This is a genomic window from Campylobacter sp. RKI_CA19_01128 (assembly GCF_025771175.1).
Taxonomy (GTDB): Bacteria; Campylobacterota; Campylobacteria; order Campylobacterales; family Campylobacteraceae; genus Campylobacter_D.
In genome coordinates this window covers 81,664-99,465 of record NZ_JAKMPU010000003.1, presented here as the reverse complement: position 1 = coordinate 99,465, position 17,802 = coordinate 81,664, and the positions used below count along the sequence as shown (strand labels likewise).

The following is a 17,802-nucleotide window of genomic DNA, read 5'->3' as shown; positions in this document are numbered from 1 at the left end:
TTATGCAAAAATCTCTTCAACTAAAGTTTTAACGTATTCATTAGGATTAAACTCATGAATTTGTCCTAGTTGCTCCCCTACTCCTACATATAAAACAGGAAGCTCAAGTTCTCTTGCTATACTAAACAAAGCCCCACCTTTAGCGGTTCCATCAAGTTTTGTAATAATTACTCCATCAAGTTTTACTAAATCATTAAAAGCTTTTGCTTGCAAAATTCCTGCCACACCTTGAGTACCATCAAGTACAAGGATTTTTCTATGAGGAGCTCCTTGCATAGCTTTATCGCTTATGCGAACGATTTTTTCAAGCTCATTAGCAAGATTTTTTTGATTTTGCAAGCGTCCTGCTGTATCTAAAATAACCCTATCATAGTTTTTTGCCAAAGCTTTAGAAATAGCATCATAAGCAACTGCTGAAGGATCATGTCCTTGTGAAGTAGCTATGATATCTATATCTAATTTTTGCGCCCATAATTTTAACTGCTCTATAGCTCCTGCCCTAAAAGTATCACAAGCTCCAAGTATAACTTTTTCGCCATTTTCTTTATGCAAATGTGCCATTTTAGCAATGCTTGTGGTCTTACCCACTCCATTTACACCTAAAATCAAATCCACAAAAGGTTTGGCATTAGCAAGTTCTGGCTTATCATAAATAAAATAAGTTCCCATAACACGCTCTAAATCGGCCTTTTTAACCTCATCGTTTGGAGGAAGATAGTAAATAATCTCTTCAACTATTTCATACGCCACATCAGCTTCTAAAAGCATTTCTTCAAGCAAATCTTTAGTAATGATTTTATTTGAAGCCTTAACTAAATGAATACTTTCTAAGGTTTTTTTCAAACCATTTTTTAAAAATCCAAACATCACATTATCGCTTTTTGTATATCTATATCTAACATTTCTTCAGGGATTATCCCTAAATACTCTTTAATCTTTTCACCTTTTGTATTAAATAACACCATTGTTGGTATAGAACTGACATTTAAAACTTTAGAAAAAACAAAATTATTCTCTCCTATAGCTACTGGAAATTTAATTTTTTCATCTTCTATAAAAGTTAATATTTCTTGCTCCTTATTCTCTTCTAAAAAAAGCGCTATTACTTCAAATCTATCTTGATATTTATTATTTAAATTATTTAAATGTGGAATTTGAGCCTTACAAGGTGCACACCAAGTCGTAAAAAAAACAAACAATTTAGCTTTAGCTGTATCATCAAAATTAAATGCTTGCTCATGATATTTCACATACATTTTTCTACCATCTAAAAATTTTAAAGTAAAATCAGTATTTTCACTTTGAGTTAAACTTGCATTGTCTGTATTTTCAGTGCTAGAATTTTCTTTATCACTCGAACATGAAGTAAAAAATATCATAATAAAAATTACTAAAAAAATTTTAAATTTCAAGTCTTATCCTTATGATTTTTTAAGCTTAAAAGTATAACATAAAAAGTTAAAAACTTTAAGGAAAGCCTTGATAAAAAACAATTTTAGAATAAAACAAAAATCCAAAATGCATTTAAAATTAAAGTATCAATACAAAAGGGATTTTTTGGTTTTTCAAGAAATAAAGAAAATTCTAAATTTATGCAAAAATTGTAGAAATATCCTTATATATATCCCTTTAAAATATGAAATTAATCTTTATAAATTCAGGCATTTTCTAACAAAAAAATATCAAATTTTCGTCCCATTTATGCAAGATAAAAGTTTAAAGGTAGTAAAATTAAGATTAGCTCTTGAAAAAAAGAGCTTTGGGGTGTATGAGCCAAAAGATTCTTTTTTGCAAACTCGCATTGATATTGCGATTATCCCTGTAATAGGCGTAGATGCAAAGTTAGGAAGAATCGGTCATGGTCAAGGTTTTTACGATAGGTTTTTTGAAAGCATTTCTTATAAAAAACCTTTGGTTATTTTTACGCAAATGATCGATGCAAAATCTGATCAATTTTTTAGCCAAGATCATGATATAAAAGGAAATTTTTATATAAACCCTTATAAAAAATATTTTAGGAAAGTTAAAAACAATGATAGAAATATTAGTCGCATTAATAGCCGTTTTTATAGGCGGAGGGATTGGGTATATAGTCGCCAAAAAGATTAATGATGCAAATTTCAATATCTTTTTAGAGCAAGCAAAAGCAAAAGCAAAAGCCATTGAATATGAAGCTGAGCTAACACTTAAAGATGCTAAAAATTCAGTTGCTGAAGCTGAATTTGCGGCAAAGAAAAAATTTGATGAAAAAATTCAAAAACTTCAAAAAGAACATTCTATTAAGCTAGAAGAGCTTAATAAAAAAGAACAAAATCTTCATTATCAAGAAAAACTTCATGAGGAAAACAAAAACAAGCTGGCAAAAGAACAGCAAGCTATAAAAGCTTTACATGAGGAAAATGAAAATTTAAAACAAAATTATGAAACAAAGCTTAGTGAAGTATTAAAAATTCTTGAACATTCAGCTGGTCTTACACAAGAAGAAGCAAAAAATATAGTTTTACAAAAAGTAGAAGAAAACTCAAGAGCTGAGATTGCTCATATTGTTAGAAAATACGAAGAAGAAGCTAGAAATGAAGCCAAAAGAAAAGCTAATTTTATCTTAGCGCAAGCTACTTCAAGATTTGCAGGGGAATTTGCTGCTGAAAGATTAATCAATGTGGTAAATATCAAAAATGATGAGCTAAAAGGTCGTATTATAGGTAAAGAAGGGAGAAATGTTAAAACTTTAGAAATGGTTTTGGGTGTTGATATTATCATCGATGATACACCTGGAGCAATTATTGTAAGTTGTTTTAATCTATATAGACGCGCCATTGCTACAAAAGTGATTGAACTTTTAGTTGAAGATGGCAGAATTCAACCTGCAAAAATAGAAGAAATTCATGAAAAAGTTTGCAAAGAATTTGAAGATAATATCTTAGAAGAAGGTCAAACTATAGTAATGGATTTAGGACTTAATAATATACATCCTGAAATTGTCAAATTAATAGGAAAATTAAGATATAGAGCAAGTTATGGCCAAAATGCTCTAGCACATTCTTTAGAAGTGGCACATTTAGCTGGAATCATAGCAGCTGAGTGTGGAGGGGATGAAAAATTAGCAAGAAGAGCTGGGATTTTACACGATATAGGCAAGGCTTTAACACATGAATTTGAAGGCTCTCATGTGGATTTAGGAGCTGAGCTTTGTAAAAGATACAAAGAGCATCCTGTTGTGATTAATGCAATTTATGCTCATCATGGGCATGAAGAAGCTATTAGCATAGAATCAGCTGCAGTTTGCACAGCAGATACACTAAGCGCTGCACGCCCTGGAGCAAGACGTGAAGTTTTAGAAGCCTTCTTAAAAAGAGTGAGTGAGCTTGAAGATATAGCAAAGAGCAAAGAAGGGGTTAAAAAAGCTTATGCTATTAATGCTGGTAGGGAAATTAGAGTTATTGTTAATGCAAAATTAGTCAATGATGATGAATCTGTGCTTTTAGCTAAAGAAATAGCTGAAGAAATTCAAGAAAAAGTTCAATACCCTGGTGAAATAAAAGTCAATGTCATCAGAGAGCTTAGAGCTATTGATTTTGCAAGATAAGGTTTTTCATGCAAGAAATGATAGATAATCTAAGCACTTATGGCTATTTGATTTTATTTTTTTATTCTTTTGGTGGAGGTATGGTTGCTATACTTGCTGCAGGGGTACTTTGTGCAAGTTCAACTAAACTTGATTTGCATTTGTGTATATTTTTAGCCTTTTTGGCTAATACCATAGGCTCAACTTTATTATTTATCTTAGGAAAATACTATAAAAAAGACATAATGCCTTATTTTAAAAATCATAGAAGAAAAATCGCTCTTGCTATGATGAAAATCAAAAAATATGGTGATTTGCTTTTAGTAGTGCAAAAATTTATCTATGGAGTAAAGACTATCATTCCTGTAGCAGCAGGTCTTTGTAAATTTAGCTTTATAAGATTTTTTATCATCAATACCTTAGCTAGTTTAATTTGGGCTGTTATTTTAGGTTATGCTGGTTTTATTTTTGGAAATACCCTAAAAGAAGCTTTTGAAACATTTGCCAACTATCCTTACATAGCTCCTGTTTTTATAATCACTTTAATTTTTATTATATGGTTATATTTATCACGCTTTTCTAAGAAAAAATGAGTTTAAAATTCTCTATAAAAGAAACTTATAGAGAATTTTTTATTTTATTATTATGTTTTTTAGTAATTTTTAGTTTAAATCTCATCTTTGAGTATAAAAAATATCAAAATTTTAAACTTACTAAGCATTTATTACTTAAAGATAACATTGTTTTGTCTTCTTATGAAAAAACTAATAAAAAAGGTAAAAAATATCAAGTTTTAAAACTCAAAAATTCTGATTTTATTTTTTACACCACTAGCTTTAAAGATCTAAATTTAAGTAAAAATGATGTGATAAATCTTAGAATAATCACTAAAAATATTAACTTTAAAGATTATCTTAGTAAAAGTTTTTATGCACCAAGTTATGATTTTAACAAAACTAAAACACAACAAGAAAATACCTTAATAAAGTATTTTTTAAATCAACATCATAATGAAAAAATCAAAGAATTTTATGGGGCTTTATTTTTTGCCAAAAATGTATCAAGTGAGCTTAGAAATGATGTAAATTTTTATAATATCGCACATTTAATTGCTATTAGTGGATATCATTTGGGCTTGTTATTTAGTTTTTGCTTTTTGATTTTTGCTCCTTTATATGCTTTTTTTCATAAACGATATTTTCCTTATAGAAGTTTAAAACTTGATATTAGCATTTTTGCTTTCTTACTTTTAATTTTTTATATATTTTTAATAGATTTTAGCCCTTCTTATACAAGAGCTTTACTGATGAGTCTTTTTGCTTTTTATTTATTTAGTAAAAATATTAAAATACTCAGTTTTAAATTTTTATTTTTAAGTATAGTCTTTTGCATTAGCATTTTTCCAAAACTTCTTTTTAATGTTGGGTTTTTATTTTCTATTTTGGGAGTTTTTTATATTTATTTATATCTTCATCATTTTAAAGATCAATTTTCAAATTTTACTCATGTTTTTTTGCTAAATATTTGGACCTTTTTAGCAATGATTATCCCTGTCTTATACTTTTTTCCTCTACTTAGCTTTCAGCAATTTTTAGCCATACCTTTAAGCTTAGCCTTTATAATATTTTATCCTTTGGTTTTAATCTTGCATATTTTCTCTTATGGAAATTTATTAGATTTATATTTAATGCATTTTTTTGAGTTTAAAATGCATGCGATTAATCTATCAATACCTTTTGTGTTTTATTGTATTTATTTAATTTTATCTTTAATCGCTATATTTAATAAATACTTAGCTCTTTTTGTAGTTTCTCTTGGGTTTATTCCCTTTATTTTCTTGATTTAAAAGCAAATAAGCCTTTAAGCCCAAAAGATAAATAATCCAAGAAATGTAAATCCACAAAAAGAAAAATAATATTACAGAAAAAGAACCATATACATTTAAATAAGTTTTATTATATACAGCATAATACACAAAAATCATCTTGGAAATATACCAAATTACAGAAGCACCAAAAGAACTAATAAGTAAGGTTTTTAAATCACCTTTTTTGCTTACTGAACTTGAATAAGAGACAAAAAATAAAGCCCATATAATCACATAGGGTAAAATCTCAAAAAAATTTAAAGCAATATTAAAATCATCTAAGGTTTTTTGTATAAAACCTGAAATATAAAAACTCACCCCAAGTCCAAGCGGAGTTAAAGTTGCTAAAGTCCAATAAGAACTTATACTATGCCAAAGACTTTTAGAATCTTCCTCTAAAAGCTTATTAATCACATAATCATAACCTGAAAAAAAAGCCAAAGAAGTCAAAGCCATAGCCAAAAGCCCTATAAGACCTAAATTTACGCTGTTTTTTAAAAAGGTATTGATATATTGTATGATTAATTCTTGTTGAGTTGGGATTAAAAAAGTAAAAATTAAATTTTTAATTCTTTCTTGATACATTTCAAAACTTGGAATTTGGGTAAAAACCCAAAAACATAAAAACAAAAGTGGTATTAAAGATAAGATAGTATAAAAACTCAAAGCCGCAGCATAATTTAAAATTTCTTTATCTCTTAAAGCTAAAAGAATTTTAAATAAGTTTTTAAAACTCATCAAAGTCCCATTTTGAAAGGATTGAGTATATTATTTGGATCAAATGCTTTTTTGATATTTCTCATTAAGTCCATTTCAGCTTCACTAAAAGCAAGCTTCATAAAAGGAGCTTTTGAAATGCCTATGCCATGCTCTCCACTTAAAGTCCCACCTAAAGAAACTGTAAGCTTAAACACCTCTTCCACAGCTTCATAACCTTTTTTAACTAATTCAGGATTGTTTTTGTCACTTACCATTACATTAGTATGTACATTCCCATCGCCAGTATGACCAAAACAAGGGATTTTAAAACCATATTTTTTAGAAATTTCAGCTATGCCTTTTAAAAGCTCAGGTAGTTTTGAACGTGGCACTGTAATATCTTCATTAAGTTTTAAATTTCCATACATTGCTATGCTTTGAGAACAATTTCTTCTAGCAAACCAAATATTAGCTGCTTCTTGCTCATCTTTTGCTATTTTAAACTCTCTTACGCCAGATTCATAAAAACTTTCTTGCAAGATTTTTAAATCTGCTTCCAAAGCCTCTTCTACATTACCATCTACATCAGCGATTAAAATCGCACCTGCATCCATAGGCAAGCCTTTTTGAAATTTTTGCTCTAATGCTTGTATGCTTAGTTGATCTAAAAATTCCATGGATACAGGAGTTACACCTTTAGCTAAAGTTTTATAAACTGCATTCATTGCTTCATCAATGCTGTTAAAAATCCCCATTGCTGTCTTTTTAAACTTTGGCAAAGCTACTAGTTTTAAAGTAATCTCGCTAAGCACAGCCAAAGATCCCTCACTTGCTATTAAAATTCCAGCTAGATTATAACCCGCTACATCTTTTATAGTTTTTTTACCTGCTCTAATAATTTCTCCATTAGGTAAAACAGCTCTTAAAGCCATTACGTAATCTTTAGTTATACCATACTTAGCAGCCCTCATACCCCCTGCATTTTCGCTTACATTTCCCCCTAAAGAAGAATACTCCATACTAGCAGGATCAGGCGGATAAAATAAACCATATTCTTTTACTTTTTCTTGTAAAGCCATATTTATCACACCAGGTTGTACCACTGCGACTAAATTTTCAAGATCAATTTCTAAAATTTTATTCATATGTTTTTCAAAGCTTAGCACCACTCCACCATTAATAGCTAAGCTTCCACCGGTAAATCCGCTGCCTGAACCCCTAGGAATAACGATGATTTTATTTTCATTGCAATATTTTAGAATTTGACTAATATCATTTTCATCTCTTGGAAAAAGCACTCCATCAGGCAAATAATGCTTTTTAGTAGCATCATAACTATACGCTCTTTTATGGATAGGATCAAAATGCGCATTTTCAACCCCTAAAAGATCTTGAAAGAATTTTTGATGAATTTCTTGCATTATTTTTCTCTAGTTAAGCTAATTAATTTTTCATAATATACATAATAATTTCCAATGGCCTCATCATTTAAGCTAAAAATATCACTTTTGTAACCTGTGATTCTTGAATAAAATGGAATTTGCAAACTTTGAGCTTGCGGTATGGCAAATTCTTCTATCTTGCCAAAATCTTGACAATCAACTATCTCAGCTTTATTTTCTAAAGCTACTACTAAAAGCCCTACAGCATTTTTTGAACAAAAAGATCTAAAATCTGATCTTCTTGGAGTTTGGCGGTATTCTTGTATCATATGCGCACCAAATAAATCAGGATGTAAAAAATAAATTCCATTTAATTTTTGAGCTATAAAATCATACACACTTTTATCAGGAGCTATAATCAAAGCTCTATCATATAAATAATTTAAAACTATTTTATCCCCTACTTGTGGTAATACATTTGGCAAAGGCATAGCATCTTGAGCTAGCATATCAAAAACTTTAAATTGTAATTTAACCAAGCCATTTTCACGCCCTATCACACTAGCTCTTGCAATGATAGATTTTTGTGTATCAATTTCATGCACAACTATACCACTTGAGTGCAATAAAATTCTAGGATCATCTTTTATATAACCATAAATATCATCTACTTTTTCAAGTTTTGTTTGTATTAAATCAAAATTTTTAGCTTGTAAAAATGCTAAAAAACAGCAAAGCATTAAGATAATTCTTGACAATTTATACTCCTTAAAAAGTGTAAAAAATAAATTATATTGTTTTTTCCTTACAAAATTGTAAGAAAAATTAAGTAAAATACAAATTTATGTTTAAATTTTAGAAGGCTTTAGATTATCATGAAAAAAATTTTCATATCTTTACTTATATCCATAAAACTTTTTGCTATTTCAAGTGTTGAAGAACTTTCTTGGGAAAATGGCAAAACTTTACTTGATTTTTTACAAGATCATTCTATACCGCTTAATTTATATTATAATCTTGACACCGAAGATAAAGAACTAAGCGCAGAAATTGCAAGTGGCATTAAATACCAAATGCTAAAAGATGAGCAAGGTGAGCTCGAGCAAGTTTTAATCCCAATTAGTGATGATTTACAAATTCATATTTACAAAAATATAGAAAATAAATTCGTATTGAGTTTTACCCCTATTTCTTACACTAAAGAAAAAAGAACCATTCGCGTAGCTATTAACAACTCAGCTTATCAAGATGTTTATGATGAAAGTGGCAGTGTAACCTTAGCAAGAGCTATGGTGAGAGCTTTTAAAAATAGTGTTAATTTTAAAAATGTCAGAAAAGGCGATAGCGTAGTATTAATTTATGAGCAAAAAAGAAGACTAGGAAGACTTTTTGGCGATATTAATATCCAAGCAGCTTTAGCTAACATTAGAGGTAAAGAATATTCTGTGTTTTTATATAAAGATTCTTATTATAATGCTCAAGGAAAAGAGCTTGAAAATTTCTTTTTAACTAAACCTGTTAAATACACAAGAATTTCAGATCGCTTTACTAGGGCAAGATATCATCCTATATTAAAACGCTACAGGGCTCACTTAGGTATTGACTATGCTGCTCCAACGGGTACTCCGGTTAAGAGCGCAGGAGATGGAACGATTAGTTTTGTTGGGACAAAAGGTGGCTATGGTAAGGTTGTACAAGTAAAACATGTATCAGGCTATATGACTTTATATGCTCACCTTAGCCGTTTTGCAAAAATCAAACGTGGTCAAAAAGTCAAACAAGGTCAAGTGATTGCTTATGTAGGCTCTACTGGTATGAGTACTGGGCCACATTTGCATTTTGGACTTTATCTAAATAACAAAGCAATTAATCCTGAAACCATAGTGAAAATTCCAAAATCAAGCCTAAGCGGTAAAAATAAAGAAGAATTTTTAAAAATGGCAAAAGAGTATGAAAATCGCTTGCAAAGCATTGATGAAAACTATAAAAATCCACCAAAAGAACAAAATATAGAAAATTCTATGGAGCTTTGAGATGATGAATGATTTTTTAGAAGCACAAGAACTTTTAAAAAATATTTCCAAAGATCAAAGCACCTATGAAACCAATGAAGCCCTAAAGACTATCAAAAGATATAACGAAGAGCTTTATTTGCAAACTCTTAAATCTTTTGATACTTACACACTTGCAAATGTAGCTACTATAACACCTGAACATATCTTAGAAGATATTTTAGAACACTTAAGCATTATAAAGATTGCAAAAGCAGTAGAAGAGCTTGAAAGTGATGATGCAACAGACTTAATTAAGCGTTTTGAAGAGCTAAATCCGCAAAAAACTTTAGCTATTTTAAACCGCTTAAGCTCTGAAGATAAAGAAGAAATTTTACGCCTTAAAAATTATGATGAAAATACTGCTGGTGCTTATATGCAAACAGAAATTTTCACAGCTTCTATTGATGAGAGTATAGAAAAAGCTATTAAAAGATATAGAATTTTAAAACATTCAGGACAAGTAGATCAAATTTTTCAAGTTTATATCATAGATAATCAAGGAAAGCTTTGCAATGCTATCAACCTAAGCGATCTTTTGCTTTGGGATTTTAAACTAAGTTTTGCGGATATTATTAAAAACAATAATGAAAGATATAAAAGCTATAGCATAAAAGATCATGAGGATATACAAAAGGCTATTGATATAGTAGAAGATTATGATTTGAGTGTTTTAGCGGTTGTAAATGATGATGGAGTGCTTTTAGGTAGAATTACCTATGATGATATCCATGATTTAATCCAAGAAAACGCAACAGAACAAATTTATAACTTAGCTGGAGTCGATGCAGATGTTGAGGAAGAAAGTGCTTTTAAAGCGGCTAAAGCTAGAGCTTTTTGGCTTATGATTAATCTTACTACTTCATTAATCTCAGCTAATATCATTAGCCTTTTTTCAGGTGAAATAGAACAACTTGTAGCCCTAGCAGTACTTATGCCTATCGTAGCTTCCATGGGAGGCAATACAGGCTCACAAGCTTTAGCAGTAACAGTTAGAAAACTCTCACTCAATGAAGTAGAATTTAAAGATGCTAAAAAAGTTATATTAAGAGAGAGTGGAATTTCTTTACTCAATGGATTTATATTTGCTAGTATTATGAGCATTATAGCTTTCATATGGTTTAAAACAGCTCTTTTGGGACTTGTTATAGCCTTATCAATGCTAATTAATCTAGCCTTAGCCGGTTTTGTAGGTTCTTTTGTACCTCTAACTTTGAAAAAATTTAAAATCGATCCTGCGGTAGGATCAAGTGTAGTGATTACTGCGATTACTGATGGTTTGGGATTTTTTAGCTTCTTACTTTTAGCAAAAATGATTTTATTATAAAAAAGGGAAATTATGTCAAACATTACATATAAAGGTCAAATTATAGAACTTGCAGGAATTGAACTAGAAGTTGGCGATAATGCTCCAAGGGTAGTTCTAAGAACCAAAAATCTTGCCCCAGTAGAAATAGCACCACCTGGAAAAACTCAAATTTTATTAACTCTACCCAGCTTGGATACGCCAGTATGTTCAAAACAAGCCAAAGAAACCAATAAAAGGCTAGCTTCTATGAAAAATATTGAAGTTATTATTGTTAGTATGGATTTACCTTTTGCTATGGATCGCTTTTGTGCTACTGAAGGGATTGATAATATTATAACCGCAAGTGATTTTGCCTTTAAAGATTTTGGCATAAACTATGGGGTATTAATAAATGATAGTATATTTGCAGGATTGCTAGCAAGAGCAGCTTTTGTAATTAAAGATGGAAAAATAGTATACAAACAGCTCGTAAAAGAGCTGATGGGAAAAATCGATTTTAAAGATTTAGAACTTTTTATGCATAGAAATTATGGTTACCCTTTGAATTAACCTTCAAAGTTTGTAACCACAAAATCTTCTTTTGGAGCTTCGATAAAGCACGATTTTTCTTTCAAAAAAAGCAAATCCACATGCCCTACAGGGCCATTTCTATTTTTACCTATAATGAGCTCAGCCTTTTCTTGCACAGGATTTGGCATAAATTTTCTCTCATAAGTCTTGCCTTCATTTTTGGCTTTATTTTCTCTTTCTTTTTCTTCTTGCTCTCTATAAACTTCATCTCTATATACAAATAAAATCGTATCTGCATCTTGTTCTATAGCACCACTTTCTCTTAAATCACTAAGCATAGGACGCTTGTTTGCTCTACTTTCTAATGAACGATTTAATTGCGAAAGTGCCACTACTGGCATATTTAATTCTCTTGCTAAAAGCTTTAAACCTCTTGAAATTTCACTCACTTGCAAATGCCTATCATTAAAAGCTGAGTTACTCATCATAAGACCGATATAATCTACCACGCAAAGCTCAATACTTTCATCTTGAGCTTTAATTTTGCGTAAAATCGAACGAATATCAGCTATACTAGCATAACCACTATCGTAAATATAAAGATTTTTTTGTGCATATTCATTACAAGCATCACCCACCCTACTCCACTCATCATCATTTAAATCTGCAATGAGAATTTTTTGCAAAGGAATGGAAGTTTTTGCACTGATTAATCTTTGCATGATTTGTGTAGCAGGCATTTCTAGTGAAAACATTACAACGCCTTTATTTTGTCTTAGTGTTTTTTCTATAAAATTTAAACAAATTGTAGTTTTTCCCATACCTGGGCGTGCAGCGATGATTACAAGATCGCCAGGTTTAAAGCCTTTTGTCATTTTATTAAGCTCACTAAAACCTGTATCAAGTCCTAAAATATCCTTGTTTTCAGCTTCTTTTTGCTTTTTAAACTCATCCATAAGCTCAGACATAACCATAGTCATATCTTTAATACTATTACTATTTACACGGTTGGTAAGATTAAAAATCTCTTTGCCTATTTCATCTGAAATTTGAGAAATGCTTTTATCTTCATTTACCCTTGTAGGTATAGTATAAGCAAAATTTAAAAGTTGGCGTCTAATGGATTTTTCTCTTAATTCATAAGCGTATTTGCTCACATCTGCTATAGAAGTAGTGGCTAAAACTTCAGCTAAAATTTGCTCATCTATTTTTTTATGTTTTCTTATAAAACTTGCACTTATAGGCTCACCTGCATTCACACAAGCTAAAATCGCTTTGTAAATATCTTGATGAGCTTTGAGTGAAAAATCATTAATCTCAATATCCGAAGAAATGCTAAAAAAAGAATCCTCACTATATATACAAGAACTTAAAATCGCCCTTTCAAGATCTAAATCAAAATGCTCATTATTTTGACTCATATTCACTCCTAATTATAAATTTGCAAATAAATCAGTTGATAAATATCGCTCGGCTGTATCATTTAGCATAGTTAAGACTTTTTTATCAGGATTTTCTAAAGCAATTTTTCTAGCCATATATACATTTGCCCCGCTTGAAATTCCTGCCATTATGCCATTTTTACCAAGCTCTAAGGCTGTATTTATAGCATCTTCATTACTTACACAAACTATCTCATCTATGATTTTTTGATTTAAAATTTTAGGGATAAAATTTGCGCCTATACCTTGAATTTTATGACTTGCAGCGGTATTTTGGCTCAAAAGTGGTGAAGATGCGGGTTCTAAGGCTATGATTTTAATATTAGGATTGTGTTCTTTTAAAATTTCTCCTACTCCACTAATAGTCCCACCTGTACCAAAACCTGCTAAAAAAATATCAAGATCAGGCAAAACTTTTAAAATTTCTAAGGCAGTATTTTTTCTATGTGCGTTTTTGTTGTTGATATTTTCAAATTGACTTACCATAAATGAATTTGGAATTTCACTCAAAAGCTCATTAGCTCTATCAAGCGCTCCTTGCATGCCTTTGCTTGCTTGAGTAAGCTCTAGCTTTGCACCAAAAAAACTCATCATTTTTCTACGCTCAATACTCATAGACTCAGGCATAGCTATGATAAGTTTAAGCTTTAAGCTTGCACAAATCATTGCTAAAGCTATGCCGGTATTTCCACTTGTAGCTTCTATAATGGTTGTTTCTTGATTAATCTTACCTTCATTTAAAGCTTGTTTTATCATCTCCACAGCCGCTCTATCTTTTATAGAATGACTTGGATTAAAATACTCGCATTTAGCATAAAGATTTGGAGCAAATTCTTTTAAAGAAATAATCGGGGTATTACCTATACAATCTAAGATATTATTATAAACTGACATTGTTTTCCTTGTAATTTTTTAAAACAATATCAAAAGAAAATTAATACTTAATTATGAAGAAAAACGCAAAAGTTAGAAACTTTTGCGCAAAGAATTATTTTTTAGCTTTTTTAGCAGTTTTAGCAGCAGCAACTGCGTCTTTAAGGTTTTTACCTACTTTAAATTTAGCAACTTTAGTAGCAGGTACTTTGATAGTAGCGCCAGTGCTTGGTACTCTAGCTTCCCTAGCAGCTCTTTCAGCCACAGAAAATGTACCAAAACCGATAAAGCTAATGCTATCACCTTTAGCTAATACATCAGTAATAGTAGCGATTACTGCATCAGTAGCTGCAGTTGCATCTTTTTTAGTTAGCCCAGCAGTTTGAGCAACTTGAGAAATAAAATCTGCTTTAGTCATAAAAAGCTCCTTGATTAAAAATGATTGTTAAGTTTAACACATTTATCAAGCTTTTGCAAGAGGTTTTCATGCAAAAAAGCTTTTCTTAGTACTATTTATCTAAAATATCACTTGCTTTTATTTGTTTAATTAAAGGATTTAAATCATAATTTTTGATTTTTTCTTCCATAATTTTAAAATACTCATCCATATTTTCAGGAGTTAAAATATTTGTTTGGTTTTTAATAGCATCAAGTTGCATTGAATTCATATCTATATTATAGTGGTTTAAGTCTTTATAATTTGCAATATCATCTGCATAATCTAAATCATCAAATCCGTATATTTTAATATTTTCAAGTGTTTTTGACTTTAAAATAATATATTTTATCAAATCTAACCATTGTTGGTAATATTGAAAATCAACTTGTGCCATCTTGTGATAAACTCTAGAATAAGTTGGTAAGATTAAAGAAAACTGAATATTTGGATACATTTTAGCGTAGTTAAATATATAAATATCAATATGATTTTTTAAAACATTAAGATCTTTACTCGAATAATCATGTATGTAATTTCCATTATATAATTGCATAATTTTTTTAATATCCTCTCTAACACCCTCTTCTATATTTTTAACCCAATTTTCAATCCCTCCAAATTGTTTTTGCGCAATCGGACTTTTAATCCATTTTGGTAAATTTTCTAACTCAGTATCACCTCCAACACATTTTTTACTACTAGAAAATTTCAATGCACAAAAAATAAATTTTTTATTAAGATAAATTTTTAAATCATTATAGGTGTTTTGATCATATAAATAGCTAAAATTAGAAAAATTTTGAAATTTTACATCCATAATTGCAAATTCATCTAAAGATATTACTAAATGTTTAATAATATGTTTTTGCAATATATAATCTAAAATAATCTTTCTTTGTTCAAAAGTGCTTCCACCTATTGATAAATTAATAAATTGCCCTCCAAGTTTAGAAGTTGCTTCAAAAGATGAAGTATTTTGAAGCATTGAAGTTCCAAAAATTATAGAATCAAATTTATTGTGATCAATTATACCTTTGGAGCTAATAGTTAAATCATTGTAATATGTTTTTTTTCTAAACCAAGGTTCATGATAAAGTTGTAATGGATCATACACATAAAGTAAAACTCCTAAAAACAATATAAAAGGCAAAGGTATTAATAAAGAACAAATTACAAATTTTTTATATGATTTAAACATTTTTATCCTTAGAAATTAAAATAAATAAATTCAGTATAAGGAACCACTCCTAAAGTTATCAAAGCTATATATAAAAAAAGCATGACTAATAAAGAATTTATATAACTAGCTTTAAAATTTTCAAGTTTTTCAATACTATTTTTAAACCCAATACATAAAATCATACAAACGATGATGTAAATTAAAGTTTCATTACTACCACTAATTTGCGCTAAAGATTCTTTCATTCTATGCCATTTTATTGGCAATTCCATCCAAGTTATACCAAACATAGCTTTTAAAAGATTTATAGCACCTTGAAGATTTTCGCTTCTAAAAAATATCCACGCAAGGTTAATAAAATTAAAAGTTACAAACCATGCAAATATTTTATAAATGATACTTTCTTTAAATTTTGCATTTGTGGTTATAAATGAATATATTCTATGAAGTACCATAGCTAGTCCATGCAACACTCCCCATATCACAAAACCCCATCCAGCTCCATGCCATACTCCACTTACAAAAGCCACTATAAAAAGATTTCTTAAATTTATAATCTTAGAAACCCTATTACCACCCAAGGGTATATATAAATAATCTTTTAAAAATTTACCTAATGTTATATGCCATCTTCTCCAAAAATCACTTATACTTAATGCTTTATAAGGAGAGTTAAAATTAATAGGAAGTTTTATACTAAAAAATAAAGCTATACCTATAGCCATATCACAATAGCCACTAAAATCAAAATAAAGTTGAAAAGTATAAGATAAAGAAGTTGCCCAAGCTTCGAAAATATTTAAAGTACCTCCATTTTCAACTATCTTAAACCCTGCATTAGCCCAAAGCGCAAAAGAATCAGCAATATATACTTTCTTAAATAAACCCATAGAAAATATAAATAATCCTTTAGCTATATTTTCCCAATTAATAAGAATAGAATTATTCCAAAGCATACTCTTAAATTGAGGCATCATTTCTTTATGATGTACTATTGGACCTGCTATAAGCTGAGGAAAAAATGTTATGAACAAAGCATAATCTAAAATATTTATTTTATATGTATTTTCACTTTTTAAACCTTCTATGTTTGTTCTTTTATAACAATCTACCAAAAAAGCAATTTGTTGAAAAGTAAAAAAAGATATAGCCAAAGGTAGCAATATATGTGGCAAAGGAATATTAAAATCTAGTTGGACTATTTGAAAAAATACATTAAAATTTTCCAAAAGAAAATCAGTGTATTTGAAAAAAGAAAGCAAAGCTAAATTAAAAAGCACTCCACTATAAAATAATAGCTTTACCCCCCCCCTATTAAGTAAAATTAAATTTGCAAGATAAAAATTCACACTCATAGAAAGCAATAAAATCAACACATATTCAACCTTCCAAAAAGCATAAAAAAATAAACTTGCTAAGACTAAAAATAATTTTGCACTTTGAACATGATTAAATTTTTTAAGCATATAAAATATAATTAAAGTTATAGGTAAAAATATAAATATAAATTCATAAGAACTAAAAACCATTTATACTCCTGAAAAATTTTTTGCTAAATTTATTACCACTTCAGGCTTTAAGTCTTTCATGCATTTGTGGTGTTTTAAAGGGCAGACCTTTTGCATACAAGGCATACAAGTTAAATTTAAATGTGCTATTTTAGCATTTTCTTGCCAAGGCGAGGTTTGACTAAATTTAGTAGAGCCAAAAACAGCCACCGTTTTCACCCCATAAGCTGCACCTATATGCATAGGACCACTATCATTTGTGATGAGCAAATCAAGCATAGAAATATTTTTACATAAAGTATAAATGCTAGTTTTACCACAAAGATTTTTTGCCCTTATGCCTTCTTTTAAAAGAAAATGCTCAATTTCATCACAAATTTCTCTCTCACTTTCCACTCCAAAGATTAAAATTTGATGGGTGGAGCTAAATTCCTTTGCTACCCTTGCAAAATAACTCGCTTCCCATCTTTTAGCACTTCCAAAATGTGCACCTGCATTTATACCTAAAATTTTTTGAGTTGATTTTGCTTTTATAGGAAGCTTTAAAGCATTTGAAGTTGCTTTAAAATTTAAGGCTTTTTCTATGAAATTTAAGTATTTTAAAACTTGATGTTCTTCTTTTAGAATATTTTTATCAAAATAAAATCTTTTCTTTGTTTTGATTAGATTTAAAACAATCTTACTTGAAAATGCCGAGCGAAATGAAAAAGCTAGATCAAATTTACCAAGATTTTTTCTAGCTTGTAAAATTTGCTTATATCTTTGCTTTTTATTTTCTACTAAAATTTGAGCATTTTCAAAGCGTTTAAAAAGCTCTGTACTTACAAAAGAACCATAAAAAGTAAATTTAGCTTGGGGGTATTTTTCTTTTATAGCATAAATAGCCGCACTAGCCATTACTGCATCGCCAAGCCAAGTAGGAAGGTTGATAAAAATATTCATGATTTTCCTTAAAAATAAAAGCTATAATTATACCA

At 29.5% G+C, this 17,802-nt stretch carries 18 protein-coding genes; 7 read left to right on the top strand and 11 right to left on the bottom strand.

What is annotated here, in order from left to right; genetic code table 11:
- Both ftsY and L8U98_RS03395 read right to left on the bottom strand, forming a co-directional pair.
- The gene (gene ftsY / locus L8U98_RS03400; protein WP_263724942.1) at positions 1-867 is read right to left on the bottom strand and encodes a signal recognition particle-docking protein FtsY; all 867 of its coding nucleotides are present in this window, start codon (positions 865-867) and stop codon (positions 1-3) included.
- Entirely contained in the window at positions 867-1,412 is a 546-nt protein-coding gene (locus tag L8U98_RS03395; protein WP_263702212.1) for a TlpA family protein disulfide reductase, read from the bottom strand. Before L8U98_RS03395 ends, ftsY begins: the two co-directional genes overlap by 1 nt.
- Positions 1,413-1,479: 67 nt before the next feature.
- Here L8U98_RS03395 and L8U98_RS03390 point away from each other — a divergent pair, with 67 nt between their 5' ends.
- The 4 genes from L8U98_RS03390 to L8U98_RS03375 are packed head-to-tail and all read left to right on the top strand — an operon-like array spanning position 1,480 to position 5,411.
- Positions 1,480-2,109, top strand: coding sequence for a 5-formyltetrahydrofolate cyclo-ligase (locus L8U98_RS03390; RefSeq protein WP_263692177.1), 630 nt, complete (start codon positions 1,480-1,482; stop codon positions 2,107-2,109).
- Positions 2,033-3,586 (top strand): ribonuclease Y, encoded by a 1,554-nt coding sequence (gene rny, locus L8U98_RS03385; protein WP_039628788.1) that lies wholly within the window; start codon positions 2,033-2,035, stop codon positions 3,584-3,586. The genes L8U98_RS03390 and rny overlap by 77 nt, the downstream gene beginning before the upstream one ends.
- Positions 3,587-3,594: 8 nt before the next feature.
- Entirely contained in the window at positions 3,595-4,158 is a 564-nt protein-coding gene (locus tag L8U98_RS03380; RefSeq protein WP_263724941.1) for a DedA family protein, read from the top strand.
- Complete coding sequence (locus tag L8U98_RS03375) at positions 4,155-5,411, top strand: ComEC/Rec2 family competence protein (RefSeq protein WP_263724940.1); 1,257 nt, start codon at positions 4,155-4,157, stop codon at positions 5,409-5,411. The genes L8U98_RS03380 and L8U98_RS03375 overlap by 4 nt, the downstream gene beginning before the upstream one ends.
- Here the strand turns inward: L8U98_RS03375 and L8U98_RS03370 are convergent.
- From L8U98_RS03370 to L8U98_RS03360, 3 genes are read right to left on the bottom strand one after another with little or no spacing between them, the layout of a single operon-like run.
- Positions 5,358-6,170 carry a YihY/virulence factor BrkB family protein gene (locus L8U98_RS03370; protein ID WP_087685400.1) on the bottom strand — a complete coding sequence of 271 codons (813 nt, stop codon included), beginning with the start codon at positions 6,168-6,170 and terminating at the stop codon, positions 5,358-5,360. The genes L8U98_RS03375 and L8U98_RS03370 overlap by 54 nt on opposite strands.
- Positions 6,170-7,552 carry an FAD-linked oxidase C-terminal domain-containing protein gene (locus tag L8U98_RS03365; protein ID WP_261529964.1) on the bottom strand — a complete coding sequence of 461 codons (1,383 nt, stop codon included), beginning with the start codon at positions 7,550-7,552 and terminating at the stop codon, positions 6,170-6,172. The genes L8U98_RS03370 and L8U98_RS03365 overlap by 1 nt, the downstream gene beginning before the upstream one ends.
- Complete coding sequence (locus tag L8U98_RS03360) at positions 7,552-8,262, bottom strand: plasminogen-binding N-terminal domain-containing protein (protein WP_412175041.1); 711 nt, start codon at positions 8,260-8,262, stop codon at positions 7,552-7,554. The genes L8U98_RS03365 and L8U98_RS03360 overlap by 1 nt, the downstream gene beginning before the upstream one ends.
- Positions 8,263-8,388: 126 nt before the next feature.
- On the opposite strand from L8U98_RS03360, the gene L8U98_RS03355 reads away from it, so the two are divergent.
- The 3 genes from L8U98_RS03355 to tpx are packed head-to-tail and all read left to right on the top strand — an operon-like array spanning position 8,389 to position 11,422.
- Positions 8,389-9,546 (top strand): peptidoglycan DD-metalloendopeptidase family protein, encoded by a 1,158-nt coding sequence (locus tag L8U98_RS03355; protein WP_047208535.1) that lies wholly within the window; start codon positions 8,389-8,391, stop codon positions 9,544-9,546.
- 1 nt (position 9,547) lies between these two features.
- Entirely contained in the window at positions 9,548-10,891 is a 1,344-nt protein-coding gene (gene mgtE / locus L8U98_RS03350) for a magnesium transporter (RefSeq protein ID WP_263663450.1), read from the top strand.
- 12 nt (positions 10,892-10,903) lie between these two features.
- Complete coding sequence (gene tpx / locus L8U98_RS03345; protein WP_263724939.1) at positions 10,904-11,422, top strand: thiol peroxidase; 519 nt, start codon at positions 10,904-10,906, stop codon at positions 11,420-11,422.
- Here tpx and L8U98_RS03340 read toward each other — a convergent pair.
- From L8U98_RS03340 to waaF, 6 genes are all read right to left on the bottom strand, one after another.
- A complete protein-coding gene (locus L8U98_RS03340) occupies positions 11,419-12,804 on the bottom strand; it encodes a replicative DNA helicase (RefSeq protein WP_039618998.1) in 1,386 nt (461 codons plus the stop codon). The genes tpx and L8U98_RS03340 overlap by 4 nt on opposite strands.
- Before the next feature lie 12 nt (positions 12,805-12,816).
- Positions 12,817-13,719, bottom strand: coding sequence for a cysteine synthase A (cysK, locus tag L8U98_RS03335; protein WP_263724938.1), 903 nt, complete (start codon positions 13,717-13,719; stop codon positions 12,817-12,819).
- Positions 13,720-13,813: 94 nt separating this feature from the next.
- Positions 13,814-14,116, bottom strand: coding sequence for an HU family DNA-binding protein (locus L8U98_RS03330; RefSeq protein WP_039619003.1), 303 nt, complete (start codon positions 14,114-14,116; stop codon positions 13,814-13,816).
- A gap of 91 nt (positions 14,117-14,207) precedes the next feature.
- Complete coding sequence (locus L8U98_RS03325) at positions 14,208-15,335, bottom strand: hypothetical protein (protein WP_263724937.1); 1,128 nt, start codon at positions 15,333-15,335, stop codon at positions 14,208-14,210.
- An 8-nt stretch (positions 15,336-15,343) separates the two neighbouring features.
- Complete coding sequence (locus L8U98_RS03320; protein WP_263724936.1) at positions 15,344-16,846, bottom strand: MBOAT family O-acyltransferase; 1,503 nt, start codon at positions 16,844-16,846, stop codon at positions 15,344-15,346.
- Positions 16,847-17,767, bottom strand: coding sequence for a lipopolysaccharide heptosyltransferase II (waaF, locus tag L8U98_RS03315; RefSeq protein WP_263724935.1), 921 nt, complete (start codon positions 17,765-17,767; stop codon positions 16,847-16,849).
- Positions 17,768-17,802: the final 35 nt, after the last annotated feature.

Excerpts from the sequence above, each read along its gene's own strand:
- ftsY (WP_263724942.1), bottom strand. The coding sequence starts at position 867 with ATGTTTGGATTTTTAAAAAATGGTTTGAAAAAAACCTTAGAAAGTATT.
- rny (WP_039628788.1), top strand. The coding sequence starts at position 2,033 with ATGATAGAAATATTAGTCGCATTAATAGCCGTTTTTATAGGCGGAGGG.
- L8U98_RS03380 (WP_263724941.1), top strand. The coding sequence starts at position 3,595 with ATGCAAGAAATGATAGATAATCTAAGCACTTATGGCTATTTGATTTTA.
- L8U98_RS03375 (WP_263724940.1), top strand. The coding sequence starts at position 4,155 with ATGAGTTTAAAATTCTCTATAAAAGAAACTTATAGAGAATTTTTTATT.
- L8U98_RS03370 (WP_087685400.1), bottom strand. The coding sequence starts at position 6,170 with ATGAGTTTTAAAAACTTATTTAAAATTCTTTTAGCTTTAAGAGATAAA.
- L8U98_RS03365 (WP_261529964.1), bottom strand. The coding sequence starts at position 7,552 with ATGCAAGAAATTCATCAAAAATTCTTTCAAGATCTTTTAGGGGTTGAA.
- L8U98_RS03355 (WP_047208535.1), top strand. The coding sequence starts at position 8,389 with ATGAAAAAAATTTTCATATCTTTACTTATATCCATAAAACTTTTTGCT.
- mgtE (WP_263663450.1), top strand. The coding sequence starts at position 9,548 with ATGATGAATGATTTTTTAGAAGCACAAGAACTTTTAAAAAATATTTCC.
- tpx (WP_263724939.1), top strand. The coding sequence starts at position 10,904 with ATGTCAAACATTACATATAAAGGTCAAATTATAGAACTTGCAGGAATT.
- L8U98_RS03340 (WP_039618998.1), bottom strand. The coding sequence starts at position 12,804 with ATGAGTCAAAATAATGAGCATTTTGATTTAGATCTTGAAAGGGCGATT.
- cysK (WP_263724938.1), bottom strand. The coding sequence starts at position 13,719 with ATGTCAGTTTATAATAATATCTTAGATTGTATAGGTAATACCCCGATT.
- L8U98_RS03330 (WP_039619003.1), bottom strand. The coding sequence starts at position 14,116 with ATGACTAAAGCAGATTTTATTTCTCAAGTTGCTCAAACTGCTGGGCTA.
- L8U98_RS03325 (WP_263724937.1), bottom strand. The coding sequence starts at position 15,335 with ATGTTTAAATCATATAAAAAATTTGTAATTTGTTCTTTATTAATACCT.
- L8U98_RS03320 (WP_263724936.1), bottom strand. The coding sequence starts at position 16,846 with ATGGTTTTTAGTTCTTATGAATTTATATTTATATTTTTACCTATAACT.
- waaF (WP_263724935.1), bottom strand. The coding sequence starts at position 17,767 with ATGAATATTTTTATCAACCTTCCTACTTGGCTTGGCGATGCAGTAATG.